7 protein-coding genes are annotated in these 19,451 nt (G+C 66.8%); all 7 read left to right on the plus strand.

The features are described 5' to 3' along the window. Positions 1-31: 31 nt before the first annotated feature. From GQO94_RS02990 to GQO94_RS03020, 7 genes are read left to right on the plus strand one after another with little or no spacing between them, the layout of a single operon-like run. Complete coding sequence (locus GQO94_RS02990; protein WP_232332744.1) at positions 32-1,831, plus strand: ShlB/FhaC/HecB family hemolysin secretion/activation protein; 1,800 nt, start codon at positions 32-34, stop codon at positions 1,829-1,831. Next, complete coding sequence (locus GQO94_RS21205) at positions 1,831-9,294, plus strand: hypothetical protein (protein ID WP_198045775.1); 7,464 nt, start codon at positions 1,831-1,833, stop codon at positions 9,292-9,294. Before GQO94_RS02990 ends, GQO94_RS21205 begins: the two co-directional genes overlap by 1 nt. Then, the gene (locus GQO94_RS03000) at positions 9,291-10,673 is read left to right on the plus strand and encodes a multiheme c-type cytochrome (RefSeq protein WP_156839665.1); all 1,383 of its coding nucleotides are present in this window, start codon (positions 9,291-9,293) and stop codon (positions 10,671-10,673) included. The genes GQO94_RS21205 and GQO94_RS03000 overlap by 4 nt, the downstream gene beginning before the upstream one ends. Further along, positions 10,673-12,679 (plus strand): heme-degrading domain-containing protein, encoded by a 2,007-nt coding sequence (locus tag GQO94_RS03005; RefSeq protein WP_156839666.1) that lies wholly within the window; start codon positions 10,673-10,675, stop codon positions 12,677-12,679. Before GQO94_RS03000 ends, GQO94_RS03005 begins: the two co-directional genes overlap by 1 nt. After that, a complete protein-coding gene (locus GQO94_RS03010) occupies positions 12,679-14,607 on the plus strand; it encodes a hypothetical protein (protein ID WP_232332745.1) in 1,929 nt (642 codons plus the stop codon). Before GQO94_RS03005 ends, GQO94_RS03010 begins: the two co-directional genes overlap by 1 nt. Next, complete coding sequence (locus GQO94_RS03015) at positions 14,607-18,815, plus strand: LVIVD repeat-containing protein (protein ID WP_232332746.1); 4,209 nt, start codon at positions 14,607-14,609, stop codon at positions 18,813-18,815. Before GQO94_RS03010 ends, GQO94_RS03015 begins: the two co-directional genes overlap by 1 nt. Further along, positions 18,812-19,447, plus strand: a complete 636-nt coding sequence (locus tag GQO94_RS03020) for a class I SAM-dependent methyltransferase (protein ID WP_232332747.1) — start codon at positions 18,812-18,814, stop codon at positions 19,445-19,447. Before GQO94_RS03015 ends, GQO94_RS03020 begins: the two co-directional genes overlap by 4 nt. Positions 19,448-19,451: the final 4 nt, after the last annotated feature.

Raw genomic sequence — 19,451 nt, forward strand, 5'->3', positions numbered from 1 at the left:
GCGGTTTCGCGAGTGCGGTTGGGGGGTATCGTTGGCACGTGTAAGGCACTCGTCGTCTTTCCGTCTGAGGCACGCGTCTTGCGTCGCGCTGGCGGTCGCCGGTCTGGCGGGTGCAGCGCTTCCCGCTGCCGCGCAGCAGGCGGAAGCCCCGCCCACGCGCGAAGAGCTGGGGATCGACACCTCCCAGGAACCAGGCACGCAAGGTCCGCGGCTGTCGGTGGAAGGCGATATCGAGCGCGGTCCCTGCCCTTTCGCCGATCCCTCCTTCGCCAATACGAAGGTAACGTTCGCGCGTGTGGAGTTTCCGCAGCTCACGGTCATCTCCCCCACGCAACTCGATTCGACCTGGCAGGAATTCGCGGGCCGCGAAGTTCCCGTCTCGACCTTGTGCGAAGTGCGCGACCGTGCGGCGACGATCCTGCGCTCGCTGGGTTATCTCGCCGCAGTGCAGATCCCGCCGCAACGCATCGAGCCGATGGGAACGGTGCGCCTCGATGTGCTGATCGCGCGGCTCGTCGAAGTGCAGGCGCGCGGCGATATCGGGCCGAGCGGCAAGCTGATCGAGCGCCACCTTGCCAAGCTGGCTCAGGGCCAATACTTCAATGCCTTGCAGGCCGAGCGGCATTTGCTGCTGCTTGGCGATCTTCCTGGATACACGGTGCGGCTCAAGCTGCGTCCGGCGAACGGCGCCCCGGGCGAGGTGGTCGGCGACGTCCTCGTCGAGCGGACGCCGGTGCAGTTCGCGGTCGGCGCCCTCAATTACGGGTCGAAGGCGGTGGGCCCGACATCGCTTTCCGCGCAACTCGTGCTCAACGACCTGACCGGCCTGGGTGATCGCACGATCGTCTCCGGCTTGGCGACGATCGACTTCGAAGAACAACTGGTCGCGCAAATCGGGCATGACTTCGCGCTCAATGCCGATGGCCTACGCCTCGGCGGCCGACTGCTTTATGCCAAGAGCGAGCCGTCCTCGAACGGCGGCGTATTCAGCTCCGAAACGTTCGTCGGCAGTCTGGAACTGCGCTATCCGCTGCTGCGCTCGCGCCTCGGCAACGTCTACGCCGCCGGCGGCTTCGACATCGTCGACCAGTCGGTCGATTTCGGCGCGGTTCCCTTCACCAAGGACAAGCTGCGCGTCCTGTTCGCCCGGATCGAGGGCGATGCGACTGACGCGGACAGCAATCTCGGCCGCGACGGTTATTCCTACAGTGAGCCCCGGTGGCGCGTGTCGGGCGCGCTCGAGCTGCGCCAGGGCCTGTCGGGGCTCGGCGCCAGCAACGATTGCTCCCCGGTCAGCAATTGCGTGGCTCCCAACACCCCGATCAGCCGCTTCTTCGCCGATCCCTCCGCCTTCGTCGCGCGGTTCGACGCGCGCGCCGAATATCGTCCGACGCCAGAGCTCGCCATTTCGGCGGAACCGCGCATTCAGTATTCCCCCGATGCGCTGCTCGGGTTCGAACAGTACAGCGTCAGCAACTACACCAACGGACGCGGCTACGATCCCGGCGAAGTGATCGGCGACAGCGGCATCGGCAGTTCGTTCGAGATCAGCTACGGCAAGATCATTCCGCAATCGCTTGACTCGTTCTCGATCCAGCCTTTCGCCTTCTTCGACACCGCCTGGGTCTGGACCAACCGCGACCGCGGCACGATCGACGATCCGGTGAACGTGCAATCGGCGGGCGGCGGCGTGCGCGGCCGCTGGGGCAACCGCATCCAGGCCAGCCTGACCGTCGCCGCGCCGCTCAAGACGGCGCCCGACGAGACCAAGCGCGGTGACGTGCGCGTGCTTTTCAATGTGAGGGCGCTGCTGGCGCCATGGGGTCGCTGATGATGGAACAGCCAAGACACGCCCGCAGCTTCACGCCCCGCTCCGCCGCGTGCCGCCATCGGGTTCTGGGCGGAACCAGCCTCGCCGCGCTGGTGGTGGGACTGGCGCTGCCCGGCACAGCGGGGGCGCAATCGTTCCAAGGCGATCCGACCGCCGATCTCGGCAATCCCGCTATCTTCAACGGCAGCGGCACTACCACCGTCGAGCTCAACAACGCCGAAACCGTCATCACCTGGCGGCCGACCCCGACACCGACCCCGGCGCCAGCCCCAACACCGCCGCCCGCCGTGTGGGATTTCCAGCCGGCAGGAACCACTGCTACGTTCGAGACCGGCAGCGGCTTTTCCGGCCGCTTCACCGTGCTCAACCGAATCATTCCGGACGATGCGGGCCAGCTCGTGCAGTTCAACGGTGCGGTCAACGGCACTGGCGGCGATGTCTGGTTCTTTTCGCCTTACGGCATCGTCATCGGCCAGGACGCGCGCTTCAACGTCGGCGGCCTGCTGCTCTCGACGATGGACATCGACTATTCGAGTGGGCTGTTCACCGAAAGCCAGATTCGCTCGCTGACCCCGGCCCTTTCCGATTCGCGGATCACGATCGAAGCGCCGTCGAACACGCTCGAAGATTCGATCCGGGTCTCGAATTACTTCGCGGCGGTCGCTCCGCGCATCGAGCAAGCCGGGCGCGTCAATCTCGGCACCGAGGGCGCACCCGCGGCTCTCGTCGCAGCCGAAGCGGCCACGCTGACGATCAACACCGGCCTGATCGACATCGATGTCACGGTCGGCACCGAAGACGGCAACGGCATCGTCCACACCGGTTCGACTTTCGGCGGTGCCAGCACCGGCCCGAGCGACGTGCAGGAAATCCGCGTCGTCGCGATCCCCAAGAACGATGCCCTGACGATGCTGCTGACCGGCACCATCGGCTATACCCCCGCCACTCTCGCCTCGAACGACGGCAGCGCCGTGGTCCTGGCGGCAGGCCAGGGTGCCGGTGCCGACGGGGGATACACGTTCGACAGCGCGCCGGCCGATCCTGCCGCGTCGGGCAGCATCGAGATCGGCGCCAGCGACTGGTCCAACCGGGTTTCGGCCTATGCCACGGACGCGATCGACGTAGTGCCTACCGCCGATCAAACGGCCTTCTTCCAGAGCGATCTGACGCTCGATGCCGCAAATGCGGTGACGTTGCGGGCCTCGGGCGTCGAAGGCGCGATTTTCGCGAACAGCCTCGATGTCGATGTTTCGGGGCAACCGTCCGGTGGGACGATCACGGTCGAAGCGCTTGACGACGCCGCCATCGACATCACCGGCAGTGCCGCCTTTCGCGCCGATGGCAACAGCGGGGATCCCACCCAGACCGGCACCGGCGGAACCATCGTGCTGCTGGCCGACGGCGATGCGCGCATATCCGCCAGCAGCCTGCAGCTCCTGGCGCTCGGCAATGGCGCGTTCGGAGACGTCAGCGGCGGTGATGGCCAGGGGGGAGCGATCTCGCTCACCGTCTCCGATGGCGGATCGATATCGGGGAGTCTGTTCGCCTCCGCGTTGGGCAACGGTGGCTTCTCCGATGATACCGGTGGAAACGGGATCGGCGGGCAAGTCAGCCTGATCGATACGGGCGGCACCTTCGCCTTGTCCGACGTGACTCTGCTCGCGCGCGGCGAGGGCGATTTCGGATCGATCCAAGGCGGCGACGGCACGAGTGGCTCGATCCGGATTTCGCTGGCGGGTGGCGGTGTCCAGAACTGGAACTCGCTCTTAAGCTCGAGCAGCGCGACGGGCGGCTTCGCGAGCTCCGACGGGACCAATGGCAATGCCGCGCCGGGCGACGCGGGATCGCTGCTGTCGCTCAGCAACGGCACCGCCCTGAACGTGTCCGGGAACGTTGAGATGGTCGCGTTCGGCACGACCGGCGCGTCCAACTTCGCGAATGCGGCGACGGCCGGACAAGTCGAGATTTCCGTCGGCGCAGGCAGCGCGCTGAGCGTCGGCGGCGATCTGACGCTCAATGCTTCGGCCGGGGTGCTCGGCAACGACGGCGGTCCGGCGGTGCGGGATACCACGCCGAACTTGCAGGGCGGCACTGCCCGGATCACCATCGACGGCGGATCGGTCGACGCCCGCAGCGTCAGAGTCCTGGCGCAAGCGGCCAACACCGGCGCGCGCGTGACTGGCGGTACGAGCCTGGGCGGCACTGCCGAAGTCATCGTGCGCGATGGCGGGACTTTGAACGTCCCCGCCCCAGCACCGGCGCCGACCCCGACGCCCACACCAACCCCGACGCCCACTCCCACTCCTACGCCAACTCCCACACCCACGCCGACCGCAACAATCGGCACGCTGACGATCGATGCGAGCGCGTCCGGCTATCGCGGCGGGACGACTCCGGCCGAAGTCGAGGGGGGCAATGCGTCCCTTTCGGTTTTGGGCGGCACCGTAGCGACCGACGATACGATCACGATCGAGGCTTCCGCCAAGGAATCGGACTACGCCTTCTACGCGCCGCCGCTCGGCGTGAACTACAACGCCACGGGCGGCACCGCGCAGCTGATCACTGGCGAAGGCACTGTCAGCGGTTCGACCAGCGTGACCGTGGGCGGCACGCTCGTGGTGGCGGCCGACGCGCCCAACGCGTCCGCCTATATCGGCGACGACGGCGGCACCGCTCGGGGTGGCACCGCCACAGCGCAGCTCGATGCGGGGACGGTCAGCGTCGAAAACCAGTTCGTCGTGCGGGCCAACGCCACTGGTGCGACTGGCGTCGCGGGCGCGGGCGGGAGCGCGACGGGCGGCGATGCCGTCCTCGGCATCGACGGCGCCGCGGTTGCGGCCAGCTACGTGCTCGTGTCGGCACTGGCGACTGGCGGAGACTCGGTGTCGGGCGACGCGACCGGCAGTGCCACCGGCGGCTCAGCAACGCTGACGGCCTCGTCCGGATCGCTTGCGAGCGGATCGTCGATCGACGTGCGCGCCAATGCCGTCACGCGCGATTCTGCGAATGCCGGCGCGGGCGATGCGACCGGCGGCGAGGCTTCGCTCATCGCCGACGGCGGCGCGGTTTCCGCTCAGGACATCCTGATCTACGGCCAGGCCTTGGGCGGCTCCTCAACAGCTGAGGATGCGCGCGGCGGCAATGCCTTCGGTGGCAGCGCGTCGTTGATAGCGTCCGCCGGGGGATCGATCGACGCCGACAGAGGCATGGTGTTCGCCGATGCGCTCTACGGCTCGGGCGCGCAATTCAATCCCGCCGCAGCCACTGGCGGGCGCGCGACGGCAAGGGCCGATGGCGGATCCATCGCTTTGGTCAACGACCTCGCGGTTTCGGCGAGCGCGAGCCGCAGAGCCCCGACACCGACTCCCACTCCTACACCCACACCCACCGCCTACACCGGTCACGACGCGCGCGGCGGCACGGTCCTGATCGAAGCGCTCAACGCAGGCGAGATCACGACCAGCAGCGGTCTGTTCACGGTTAACGCGAGCGCGACCGCCGGCGATCTCGTCGAAGGCGGAAGTCCAGTGGATATCGCCACCGGCGATGCCTTCGGTGGCACTGTCACGCTGAATCTCGACACGGGCGGGACCATCGCCATCGCCGGCCCCATCCAGATCGCGGCCAATGCGACGGGCGGCAACAGCACGAGCAATGGCGCCGGCGGCGCGGCGACGGGCGGGATCATCGCGATCAACGCCGGACCGGGCGTTCTCGACACCGGCAATCTGGCGCTCAATGCGTCGGCTCTCGGCGGCTCTGGAGCGAATGCCGCGCCATCGGGCGATGCGACGGGGGGCACCGCCACGTTCGACCTTACCGGAGCCGACGTCGACGTTTCCGGGAACCTCACCATGGCCGTGGGCGGACAGGCCGTGGATCCCTCGGGCGATGGCGGCGGCGGCAACGGCACCGGCGGCACGGCCCGCATCGCGGTGGCCAGCGGCACGCTCGATGTGCTGGGCACTACCTCGTTCGATGCCAGCGGTGTCGCGTCCTCGGGGATCGGCCCCGACGCGACCGGCGGCACTGCGTCGGGCGGCACGATCGGGCTGAGCGCCACCGCAGGTACCGTCACCTTGGAGCGCCTGCGCATGGAAGCTCGGGCCCTCTATGGCTCGGGGGAAACGTTCGACCCTGCGGTCAACACGGGCGGCGACATCACTCTGGCGGCTGACGGCGGATCGATCACGATCTCGAACAGCCCCAGCCTGCTTGCCGACGCGACGCGCGCCGGAACACCGCTCACAGTCTACACCGGAGCGGACGCCAGGGGTGGCACCGTCGAGATTGCCGCCCGGAACGATGGCTTGCTGCAGATCGACGGCGACCTCTACGCCAGCGCGCGCGCGCTGGCCGGCGAGGCGACGGGTGGCGATTTCACGCCGGGCGACGCGGTGGGCGGCGCGATCGCGATCAACGCCATCGGCGGCGGGACCATAGCGATCGACGGCTCCGAAGGCGGCTTCTCCGCCGATGCCTCGGCGATTGGTGGGCAAAGCAACGACGCCAACGCGGCAGGCGGCTCGGCGCAAGGCGGCAGCGTGCAGTTCGATATCGACGGCGGCATACTGAATACACGCCTCGGCGCATCCTTCAGTGCGACCGGCATCGGTGGCGCCAGCGTTGCGGGCGGAAATGGCGGCGCTGGCACCGGCGGTTCGGTCGGTGGCTTCGTGCGGAACGACGGCCTCTTCACGACGGTGAGTTCGGTCTTCTTCGAAGCGAACGGAGAGGGCGGCGATGCCACCAATGGAGGAACCGGCGGTACGGGCACCGGCGGTTTCCTCGACGCCAGCAGCCTCGGCAACGTCGTCTCGATCTCATCGGGCGGGCAATTCGTGGTCGGCGACAATGACACGTTCGATCGGTTCGATTACCGCGCACGCGGGTTCGGCGGCCGTTCTTCGGGGGGCTCGACAGCCGGCGGAACGGGACAAGGCGGCAGCGTCGCCTTCAACGAAGCCGGCGGCTCTTTCACCGTTAATGGCGCGGCGATGCTCGACGCGAGCGGGTTCGGGGGCAGCGAAAGCGCTTCGGGTGCGCCCGGCGGTCGCGGCCTTGGCGGCACCGCGACGCTCGGCCTCGGCAACGGCGCCAACACGATCTCCGGCGATCTCCTCATCGAAAGCAGCGGGTTCGGGGGTGTCGATTCATCGAGCGCGACTGGCCCCAGCACGGCCGGACTCGCGCAAATCGTTGCCACCGGGGCGGGATCAGGCTCGCTCGACGTCGGCGGCGACCTTCTCGTCAATTCCCTGGGGCAAATCGCGGGCGCTTCGCCAGCCATCGAGATCGATCTGAACGGTGATCTCGTGGTGGCCGGTCAGAGCGCGCTCGACGCCACGGGCGGCGTCCGCATCGACGTCGCTGCCGGGGGGACGTTCGACACGACCTCGGGCACGCTGACAGTCGATGGCAACACGATCAGCGGCACCGGCGCGATCGTCGCGGGTGGCGCGGTGACGCTCACCGCGCCGCAGGGTATCGAACTCGAGCGGCTCGCCTCGGGCGGCACGACGCAGCTCGATGCGAGCGACGGCCCGATTACGGTGAGCATCGATCTCGAATCGGACGGGAAAGTCACCGCCTTCTCCGGCAGCGACGTGCGGATCGAATCGCTGGGCACCCTGGATTTTGCCGAAATTCAGGCGCCGGGCGACATCTTCGTCCGGACCGTCGGCGCGCTGAACGTCGATATCGTCGATCCTGATGACGTTACCCTGATCAGCACGGACAGCTCGGTTACCATCTCGCAATCGGTCGAGGGCAATACCGTCACCGTCCGGGCTGGCACCGACATCTTCGTCGACGGCACCGTGACGGCGACGACGGATGCGGCGTTCGACGCCGGCGACACCGTCTTCATCAACAATACGATCCTGGGCTCCACGATCGAGATCGCCGGCAGCGATCTGCAATTGCTGAGCGGGGGACAAGTCGGCGCTTTCGGGACGACCGACACGATCAGCCTGATCAATACCGATCCCGACATTCCCGTGGAAATCGGCGTCGTCGGTTCGGGGCCCTCGTTCGGGGTCAGTCAGGCGGAATTCGAGCAGCTGGCCGCCGACACCGAGATCATCATCGCCTCGCCGGGAGACGCCGCCTTCCCCACCCTGATCGATTCGTTCTCCCCGGTGTTCGGATCCGGCGGACAAATCGGCGATGGCGGCACGCTGACCATCGCGAACGGCGGTCTCGTCCAGGTCAACGGGCCGTTCGTCGCGACCAGCCCCAGCAACGATTCCACCGTCGCGATTACGGCGCGCCGGATCGAGATCGTGCTCGACCGTGACGGGCTGATCGAAATTACCAACGGGAATACGCCGACCGGCAATCTTCAGCTGAGCGCCGACGAGATCATCGCCGCCACGACCAGCACGATTTCCGCGATCGACGCTGCGACCACGGCCGATCAAGTGACGGCGCTGACGAATCAGCCTTACACGGCTTCGGCTTCGCCCGATGTCATCGTTGCCAACGCGATCGTGGCCAATGCCGGGTCGCTGCTTGCAGTACAGAACACCGGTGCGACGACCGAATATGCAGATCGTCGCGGGATCAACAGCGATGCCTTGGCGATCGCGACCGGTTCCCCCGATACGATCATCGCCATCAACGGCATCGTCAACGACCGGCAGGGTCTGGCCACCGAGAGTGCAGTGATCATCAACGGAACGCCCGCCCCCACGGCGAGCGGCTTCGATGCGCGCTCGACGATCAACGGCTGCGTGATCGGCGCGACCGCCACCGGCTGCGGCGTCACTCCGACGCCAACTCCGACACCGACTCCGACGCCGGTACCCACGCCCACTCCGACCCCGGTACCGACACCGACACCAACTCCAACGCCGGTGCCGACGCCGACTCCAACTCCTACACCTGTGCCGACTCCGACACCCACTCCGACTCCCGTTCCGACCCCAACTCCTACGCCGGTGCCGACACCGACACCTACCCCCGTGCCGACGCCAACGCCCACTCCGACACCAACGCCAACGCCGACGCCAACACCAACACCAACACCAACACCCACACCAACTCCGACTCCGACGCCGACGCCCACTCCGACACCGACACCAACGCCCACTCCAACACCCACACCAACTCCGACGCCGACTCCAACTCCGACACCCACACCAACTCCGACTCCAACTCCAACTCCAACTCCGACACCAACCGAACCGCCGTCCATCACCAAGGACTTGCCGCGCAGCGATCAGATCAAAGCGATCAACGAAGCCATCGCCATTCCGGGCGGGGGTGACGGCATCGGCACGCCCGCCGATCCCGAAGAACTCTCCGGCACCGCATCAGTACTCGTCGGGTTCGAAGAAAGTCCCCTGGATTCGCTGCTGCCTCTTGTTGACGAACCGGTGACCGGAGTAGGTAATGACGACTTGTGGGAAGGGGAGTGCAGCGAAGACGATTCGGATCGCTGTAAACAAGGGGGGTCATGACTGTGGCGCAAACGGGGGCGTTGTGCTGGTCCTTACGGAAAGTCTTCAAAGGATTTGAAGTACTTGTCCTGTTCCTGATCGCTTGCGGCGTCTGGAGCGTCGCGCAGGCGGCGGGCACCTTCGAAGGCGTGGCGAGCTGCGCCGGATCGACCTGCCATGGCCGCAACGAGGGCGATGGCAAGATCGTGCGTCAGGACGAGCTGCGCATCTGGCAGGAACCCTCGAGCAAGACCGGCGCGCACAGTCGGGCCGCTGCCGTGCTTTCGACCCCGCGCGGCGAGCGGATCGCGTCCGCGCTGGGTCTCGGCCGCGCGGGAAGCGCGACGGCGTGCCTCGGCTGCCACGCGACCAATGCCCCGGCCGGCGCGCGCGGCGATCGCTATCAGGCCTCGGACGGCGTTTCGTGCGAAGGCTGCCACGGCGCCGCCTCGGGCTGGCTTTCCGCGCACTATGCGCTGCCGGCGACGCATGCCTCCAACGTCGCTGCCGGTCTCGTTCCGCTCGAGCGGCCCAAGGTGCGCGCGCAGGTCTGCCTCGATTGCCACTTCGGCAGCAGCGACGCCGGCCAGTTCGTCACGCATTCGATGATGGCCGCCGGGCATCCGCGCGTCTCGTTCGAGCTCGACCTGTTCTCTTCGCTGCAGCAGCACTACAACCTCGATGCCGATTACGTGCGCCGCAAGGGGCAGCCGGACAGTGTCCAGATGTGGGCGGTCGGCCAGGCCGAAGCGGTACGGCGGCAGGCCACGCTCTACGCCGATCCGAAGTTCGGCACGGAAGGCGCCTTCCCGCAGTTCTACTTTTTCGATTGCCACAGCTGCCATCGCGGCATCAGCGACAATCCGGATGCCAAGCGGACCTTCGAGACCAATCCCGCCCGTCCGATCCCTTTCGGCAATCCGCCCTACAACGACGAGAACATCATCATGCTCTCGGCCGTGTCCAAGGTCCTCGCGCCGGGACAAGGCGCGAGCTTCGACGCGGCTGCGCGCAATTTCCACGTCGCGATGGGCAAGGGCCGCGACGAAGCGGCGGCTGCGGCGCAGAAGCTGGCTTCGGCGGCCGCGGGCCTTTCCGACGCCCTGGCCGCACGCGGCTATTCGGGCGAGACGGCGTTCCAGGTGATCGCGGCCATCGCCGGCAAGACCACCGCCCCGCGCTTCACGGACTATGCCGGTTCGGCGCAGGCGGTGATGGCGATCGATACGCTGCTCAATGCGCTGGTGCGCGAAGGCCGCGTCACTGTCGGCGCCGCCGCAGGCATCCGTTCGAACATCAATCGCGCCTATGCCGCCGTCGGCTCACCCGAAAGCTTCGATCCCGGAACCTTCCGGAGCGCTCTCGGGCAGGCGGCGGGCGCCATCGGCAGGCTGCGCTGATGCTGGTGCGGGGAGTCACGGCGATTGTCTGCAGCCTCGCGCTGCTGCTGTCGGCCTGCGGGGGCGATGACGATTCGTCGCCGAGCCCGACGCCGACACCGAGCCCGACCGTGCCGCCACCGCCTTCGGGCAGCGTCTTCCAGGTGCCCGCGCAAGTCGGCCTCACGGTCGCGGACATCGAAAAGGTCATCACTCAGGGCGTTGCCGAGGCGCAGGCACAGAACTTCAACGCAGGCTTCGTCGTGATCGATCGCGTCGGCAACGTGCTCGCGGTCTGGGCGATGAACGGCACCGACCTCACGCTCAAGACCCCGCCCGCGCCCGATGGCTCGCGGCTCGATTCGTCGCTGACGAACTTGCAGGGGCTCGACTTGCCCGCCCCCGCCGCGGTGGCCGGGGGCATTTCCAAGGCGCTGACTTCCTCCTACTTCTCGTCGGTCGGCGGCGCCTTCTCGAGCCGCACCGCCAACGACATCGTCCAGGACGTCTTTCCGCCCTCGAAGTTGACGCAAGGCCTCGAGAGCGGCGCGCTTTTCAGCGTCCAGTTCAGCCAGCTGCCCTGCTCGGACGTCTCGCGCCGCTTCCTCGGCGTGGGCGTCCCGGGCAATCTCGCGGGCACCAAGCGCGGCCCGCTCGGCGTCGGCGCGGATGCGGGAGCCTTCCCGCTCTACAAACAGGGTGCAGTGGTCGGTTCGGTCGCGGTGATCGGAGACGGCGTCTACGGCTTCGACACCGAATACCGCGAGCGCGACGCCGATTTGCGCGAGGAAATCGTTGCGCTTGCCGCCACGCGCGGCTTCGAACCCGCAGAAGAGATCAAGGCCCCGCGCATCAGCATCGACGGCACGTTGCTGCGCTTTTCCGAAGCCACACCCGCCGATTTCAAGAGCTCGGGCGCCACGTCCAGCTTCGCCGCGCTGAATGGATCGGTCGGCAGCTTTCTCAATGTTCCCGGCTACTACGACGCCAGTTTCGGCATTCTCGCAGGGGCAATCTACGGGACCGAGGAATCGGGGATCCGCCCGGCCAAGCCCTCGGACGGCTACAACGATCCCGACATCTGGGTGGTGAGCGACGGCACTGGCAACACCCGCTACCTGCCCAAGGCCGGGACCGACGGCGCAAACGTCTCGCAGCCGCTGACCGAGAACGAAGTGCGTACGATGCTGGTCGAGGCGTTCGACGTGCAGCGCCGCGCCCGCGCGCAAGTCCGCCGCCCGGTCGACAACCGTGCGCAGAATACGATCGTGGTGGTCGATACCAACGGGGAGATCCTGGGGCTGGTGCGCGGACCCGACGCGCTGGTCGACGCGATCGACGCGGTGCCGCAGAAGGCCCGCACGATGGCGTTCTTCTCGAGCCGGTTCGCCGCTCCCGACTTGCTTGCTGCGGCCGATCCCGACGTACCGCCCTACGTCGCGGCGTTCCGCGCCTTCGTCAACGATGCCAGCGCGCTCACCGGCGGCACCGCCTACTCGGTGCGGGCGATCGGCAACCTCGCGCGGCCCAATTTCCCCGATGGCGAGCGCGGCAATCCGCCGGGGCCGCTTTCGGTGCCCGAGACGAAATTCAGCATCTTCAACACGGGGCTGCAGTCGGCACTGATCACGCCCGACATCATCCAGCACGTGAACTTCATCTTGGGTAACGGGCCCGACGTGCCCAAGATGTGTTCGGACCTGCCGATCGTACCGGCGACGGGCAAGAACCGGATCAACAACGGCATCACCCTGTTCGCGGGCGGCACCCCGATCTATCGCGGCAACGAGCTGGTCGGCGCGATCGGCTCCTCGGGCGACGGCGACGACCAGAGCGACATGATCGCCTTCCTCGGCCTGTTCAACGCCAGCCAGAAGCTCGGTTCGATCAACGTCCCGCCGCTCGGGATCCGCTCCGACCAGATCGTCATTCCCGCCGGCAGCGGCCAGCAGCAACTGACCTTCATCGCCTGCCCGTTCGCGCCGTTCATCGGCACGCCCGAACAGAACGTCTGCCAGGGCAAATAATGGCGTACTGGTCTCTCGCGCTTCCGCTGCTTTTCGCCCAACCCGCGGCGGACACCGCGAATGCGCCGGTGCCACCGCCCGCGGATACGCCGCCCACCGAGGACGGCGCGAGCGACGAAGCACCGCCGGCAGTCGGTGGGGACGAGACCGCTCCCGAAAACATCATCGGCCGCCCCGGCAGCGATGACGAACCCGACGCGGTCGAGGACGAACTGATCGACGGCCGCCGCCGCCCCGGCGTGCAGGCCGAGCTGCCCGAGGCGGTGACGCAGGACAATCCCGGAGCCGTGCGCGCGCCGCCGCCCGAAGCCTTTCCGGCCGAGCAGATCGCGATTCCCGACCGCTGGCGCCTGATCCAGACGCTGGGGCTGGTCACCGAGAACTTCTGGGACCCCTATCACCAGAACACCTACAAGGGCGATCGGCCGATCAACAAGGCCAAGGTCCCCTGGCTGCCGATCAAGGGCGAGGACTGGTTCTTCGTGCTCAACGCCGTCTCGGATACCGTGATCGAACCGCGCAGCCTGCCGCTGCCGGTGGGCATCCAGTATCCCGCGCGGCCGGGCTCCAACGACGTCTTCGGCCGCCCGACCAGTCTGATCGCGTCGCAGACGTTCCTCGTCGGTGCGGCGCTGATCAAGGGCTACACCGCCTACAAGCCGCCGGACGTCGAATGGCGCGTCACGCTCGCCTACAACATGAACTACGTCGAGGTGCCCGAAAAGCGCATCCTCTACGTCAAGCCGACCAAGGGCCGCACTCGCTTCGACCAGTTCCTTGGCGTGCAGGAAGCGTTCCTCGATTATCACGTGCGCAACACGTCGGACCGCTACGACTTCGAATCGCTGCGGGTCGGCATCCAGCCGTTTCAGGCCGATTTCCGCGGCTTCCTGTTCAACGACAACCAGCTGTCGTTCCGCTACTTCGGCAACCGTGACAACAACCGCTTCCAGTATAATCTGTACCTCGCCTGGCGCCTCGAAAAGGACACCAACAGCGGCCTCAATTCGATCGTTCAGGCGCCAAGGCAGGACTACGTCTTCATCGGCAATATCTACCGGCAGGACTTTCCGTTCGTCGGCATGACCAGCGAACTGATCGCGGCGATCAACATCAACCGCGAGGCGAACGAGACGAAGTCCGACGACAACGGCTTTCCGGTCCGCCCGGCGCTGATCGGCAATCTTCAGGGGCGCGACTACGACGTCGCCTATCTCGGCTACGGCGTCGACGGGCGCCTGGGACGGCTCAACCTCACGGCTTTCGGCTACGCCGCGCTGGGCGAAGACCGCGACAACGTCTTTACCGGCCGCCCGGCGGACATTCGCGCCTTCTTCGGCGCCGCGGAACTGAGCTACGACCGCAACTGGGTGCGCTTCCGCCTTTCCGGACTCTACGCCAGCGGCGACGACGATCCTTTCGACGACACCGAAAACGGCTTCGATGCGATCTTCGAAAATCCGGTCTTTGCAGGCGCCGACACCAGCTACTGGATCCGCCAGCCGGTCCCCTTCATCGGCGGTGGCCGCGCGGTCGGGATCAACGGCCGCAACGGCATTCTCAACGACTTGCGCTCCTCCAAGGAGCAAGGCCAGTCGAACTTCATCAATCCGGGCACGATCCTCGTCGGTGCCGGCGCGGACTTCGACCTGACGCCGACCTTGCGCATCGCGACCAATGCCAACCACTTGTGGTTCGAGAACACCGCAGTGCTGCAGACGCTGCGCAGCGAAGGCTCGATTCCCAAGGAGATCGGCTGGGACTTGTCCGCCGCCGCGACCTGGCGGCCCAAGGCCAACCAGAACATCGTCTTCCGGCTCTCGGGCGCGGTCCTGGTGCCGGGTGACGGCTTCAACGACCTGTTCACCAACTTCGACGGGAACGAGAATTACTACTCGATCCTCGGCAACATAGTGTTGACCTACTGATGCGCCATCCGATGCCGATCTCGCGCTTGCTCCTCATCGTGGCCGCCCTCCTGGCGATCCTCGCCGTGCCGGCGACCACCGTCTTCGCCTCCGGCGGCGAGAAACCGGTCTCGCGCGACTATTCGCTGGTCAAGGCGGGCCCCGCACCAGCGCGCCAGACCCAAGCCGAAGTGGACGCCAAGTCGGCAGGCTGCGTTTCGTGCCACACCGCGTCCGACGCGCCGAGCATGCACGCGACGCCCGCGGTCAAGTTGGGCTGCATCGACTGTCACGGCGGCAACGCTTCGGTGATGGGTAATCCCGAGCTCGGCTTCGAGCATCCGCAATACGTCGCCGCGCGCGAACAGGCGCACGTGCTGCCCAAGTATCCCGAAAGCTGGCACTATCCGCACTCGCGCAATCCGGAGCGCAGCTACACCCTGCTCAATAAGGAATCGCCCGAGTTCGTGCGGTTCGTGAACCCCGGCGACTACCGCATTGCGCGCGAAGCCTGCGGCGCCTGCCACATGCCGGTGATCGAGGCGGCGGAGCGGTCGATCATGGCCTCGGGCGCCATGCTGTGGGGCGGCGGATCGTACAACAACGGCATTCTGCCCTTCAAGAACTACGTCCTCGGCGAAGCCTATACCCGCGAGGGCGAGCCTGCGGTGATCCAGTCGCCCGGCGAGAAGCCCGGCACGATCACCAAGGAACAGGAAGCGCGCGGCGCCATCGCGACGCTTTATCCGCTGCCCGCCTGGACCGTCGTGCCGCCCGCCGACGTGTTCCGCGTGTTCGAGCGCGGCGGCCGCAACATCAATACCCAGTTCGCCGAAGTCGGCCTGCCCAATCCGACCGGGCTGATCCAGCGGCTCGAGGAACCCGGCCGGCCGGACATCCGCCAGTCGAACCGTGGCCCCGGTACGGGCCTGCGCGTGTCGATCCCGGTGCTCAACATCACCAAGACGCGCCTCAACGACCCGTTCACCTGGTTCATGGGCACCAACGACCAGCCGGGCGACTATCGCAGCTCGGGCTGTTCCTCTTGCCACGTGATTTACGCCAACAGCCGCGAACCGCGCGAAAGCTCGATCTACGCCCCGCTCGGGCGCGACGGCCAATCGATCACCAAGGACCCGACGATCGCGCGCCTCAAGCAGCCCGGCGCGCACGGTGGCCTCAAGGGCGGGCACGACGACGCGAAGCACGGCGACGAAGGCTACGGCGAGAAGGTGGCCTACGAAGGCGGCAAGAAGGAGGCCAAGGACGAAGGCCACCACGAAGGCTGGAAGGACCCCGAGCCCTATTCGCGCAGCGACGAGGACGATCGGGAATACGGCCACCCGCTGCAGCACGTCTTCACCCGCGCCATCCCGACCTCGATGTGCATGAACTGCCACATGCACCAGCCCAACGTCTTCGTGAATCCCTACCTCGGCTACACGATGTGGGACTACGAATCCGATGCGCCGGCGATGTGGCCGAAGAACCAGCGCTATCCGACCGCCGAGGAAGTCCACCTTGCCTACGAGCGCAATCCGGAAGCCGCCGCCGCGCGCGGGCGCTGGGCCGACGTCGACTTCCTGCGTAACGTCTACGATCTCAACAAGGACCTCAAGGACACGCAGTTCGCGGATTACCACGGTCATGGCTGGAACTTCCGCGCCGTGTTCAAGCGTGACCGCGACGGCAACCTACTCGACAAGGACGGCAACCAGGCGACGTACGGCACCGACACGGCGCACATGGTCGCCAACGACGATCCCGAGAAGTTCCGCAAGGGCGGCGAGGGCAAGTGGGTCCAGCCCGGCACGAACCCCGGCAAGGCGGTCCATATGATGGACATCCATGCCGAGAAGGGCATGCAGTGCGCCGATTGCCACTTCGCACAGGACGCGCACGGCAATGGGTTGATCTACACCGAAGTGGCCAATGCGGTCGAAATCCGCTGCAACGACTGCCACGGCACTGCCGACGCGTACCCGACGCTGATGACCTCGGGCCCCGCCGCGCCCCCCAAGGGCAACAACCTCGCATTGCTGCGCAACCCCGACGGTTCGCGCCGCTTCGAGTGGAGCACCGACAGCTTCGGCCGCAGGCATCTGATCCAGCGCTCCATCGCCGATCCCGGACTGCAATGGAACGTCAGCCTGGTGAAGAACTCGGTCGATCCCGCCTCGCCCGAATTCAACGCCAAGTCCGCGCGCGCCAAGCTGATGAGCGCATCGGGTGCCGACGACGGCACATTCGGCTTCGGCCCCGGCGTCCCGCTCGAAGACCGGGCGCACAAGGACGGCGAGATGGCGTGCTTCACCTGCCACCTCTCGTGGTCGACCAGCTGCGGCGGCTGCCACTTGCCGATCGAGGCGAACTGGAAGACGGTGATGCACCACTACGAGGGTGAGGAGACGCGCAACTTCGCGACTTACAACCCGCAAGTGGCGCGCGACCAGATCTTCCAGCTCGGCAAGCACATGACCACCAAGGGCAATCAGGTCGCGCCGATCCGCTCGTCCTCGGCGCTGGTGCTCTCCTCGACCAACGTCAATCGAGAGCGCATCTATGTACAACAGCCGCCGGTCAGCGCGCCGGGCTATTCGAGCCAGGCCTTTGCGCCGCATTTCCCGCACACTGTGCGCCTGACCGAGACCAAGACCTGCACCGACTGTCACGTCTCCGCCCAGGACGATAACAACGCGATCATGGCGCAGACGCTGTTGCTGGGTACCAATTTCGTGAACTTCGTCGGGCTCAACGCCTGGGTCGGGCTCGACAGCGGCATCGAGGCAGTGCGCGTCACCGAGTGGGACGAGCCGCAAGCCGTGATCGGCTCCTATCTCCAGAAATACGCCTATCCCGACTACTGGCGCATGCACGTCGACGACAACAAGCGCGAGCTCAAGTCCTGGGTGCGCGGCAAGGCCTTCGACGCCGCCGGATCGGGCGAGACCAAGGCGCTGGAAAACTTCCGCAACGTGGTGCAATCCACGCGCGGGCAAGTCGGCTGCATCCAGCTGCGCGGCGAATACGTCTACGTGGCCGAGGGCAAGGGGGGCTTCCACGTCTACGATGCCGCCTCGATCGGCAACAAGACCTTCTCCGACGCGCTGATCACCGCGCCGTTCTCGCCGCTCGGCCAGGACACGCGGGTCTCCAGCAAGAACGCGACTTGCATGGCGCTGGCGACCAACCAGCCGGTCTCGGTCAAGCGCAACGACGACATGGCCGCGAACCAGATCAAGGGCGACGACGGCAAGCCGGTGATGAAGGCCGACGGCAGCCCGCTGAGCCTGCTCGACGTCAATCAGGAACAGCGCATGCGGGACATCTACCGCTACGCCGTGATCACCGACAGCGAGGAGGGCCTGATCCTGGTCGATGTCGATACCTTGCAGGACGGCGAGTTCCGCAACAACTTCCTCAAGCGCTCGCTGACCTGGAACCCGGACGGCGTGCTCAAGGGCGCGCGGCATATCACGCTGGCGGGCGAGATCGCTTACGTGACCGCCGATGCCGGGCTGGTGGTGGTCGATCTGGCGAAGCCACTGGAGCCCAAGGTCACCGCGGTGCTGCCGGTGGCGGACGCGCGCGCGACGGCGGTGCAGTTCCGCTACTTGTGGCTGACGTCGGGCGCCGGCCTGCAACTGTTCGACGTGACCAACTTGCGCCAGCCGGTCGCGATCCCCGCCGCCACGGTGCCGCTCGCCGATGCGCAGCGAGTCTATGTCGCACGCACTTACGCCTATGTCGCGGCGAAGCAGGACGGGCTGGTGATCGTCAACGTGACGCGGCCGGAAAGCCCGCGGATCTACCAGAAGGTCACGCTCGACGGGCAGCTCAACGATGCGATGGACGTGGTCGTCGCCACCACCAACGCCTCGCTGTTCGCTTACGTCGCCGATGGCCGCAACGGGCTCAAGGTGCTGCAGCTCACCTCGCCAGAAATCCAGCCCAACTTCTACGGCTTCTCGCCGCCGCCCAAGCCCGAGCTGATCGCCTGGGCGCGCACCCCTTCACCGGCCCGCGCGCTGTCCAAGGGTCTCGACCGCGACCGCGGTGTCGACGAGACCGGCGGGCAGATCGCAGTGTTCGGCCGGCTCGGCTCGCGGCCTTTCACGCGGCCCGAGATGGAAAAGCTGTTCATCAATCGGCGCGGCGTGCCCTATAAGGTGAGCGACGAGCCGGACATGACCGCCTGGATCCCCATGCGGCGCCTCGCCAAGGATTGAGCGATTCCAAATTGAGCGCGTTGGCGCAACTTCCAGCAGGCGCTTTTCGTCGTCAGGACGAGAGTGATGATGGCCGCTTCTACGCGCCCGAACGGCTGGTCACGCATATCGACGAAGGCGCGATCGCGGCGCTGACCGCGCACTATCGCAGTGTCCTGTCGCCGGGGGCCGATGTGCTCGATCTGATGTCGAGCTGGGTGAGCCATTTGCCGGACGATCTGCGGCTCGGCGACGTCGTCGGGCAAGGCATGAACCGCGCCGAACTGGAGGCGAATCCGCGCCTGACGCAGCGACTGATGCACGATCTCAACCGCGATCCCGGCCTGCCGCTTGGCGATGCCGCGTTCGACGCGGCGCTGTGCTGCGTATCGGTGCAATACCTCGTCCAGCCCGCCGAAGTGTTCTCCGACGTCCGGCGCATGCTGCGACCGGGTGGCCGGGTCCACATTTCCATCTCGAACCGCTGCTTCCCGACCAAAGCAGTGCGGATCTGGCTCGAACTGGATCTGCAGAACCGCGCCCGCCTCGTCGCGCTCTACCTGGAGGCGGCGGGATTCCGAGATATCGGCGGCGATGTCCTCGCCGACGGCCTGCATGGCGATCCGCTGATCGTGGTGAGCGGTACGGCCTGATCGC

The organism is Novosphingobium aquimarinum, assembly GCF_009746585.1.
GTDB classification, from domain to species: Bacteria; Pseudomonadota; Alphaproteobacteria; order Sphingomonadales; family Sphingomonadaceae; genus Novosphingobium; species Novosphingobium aquimarinum.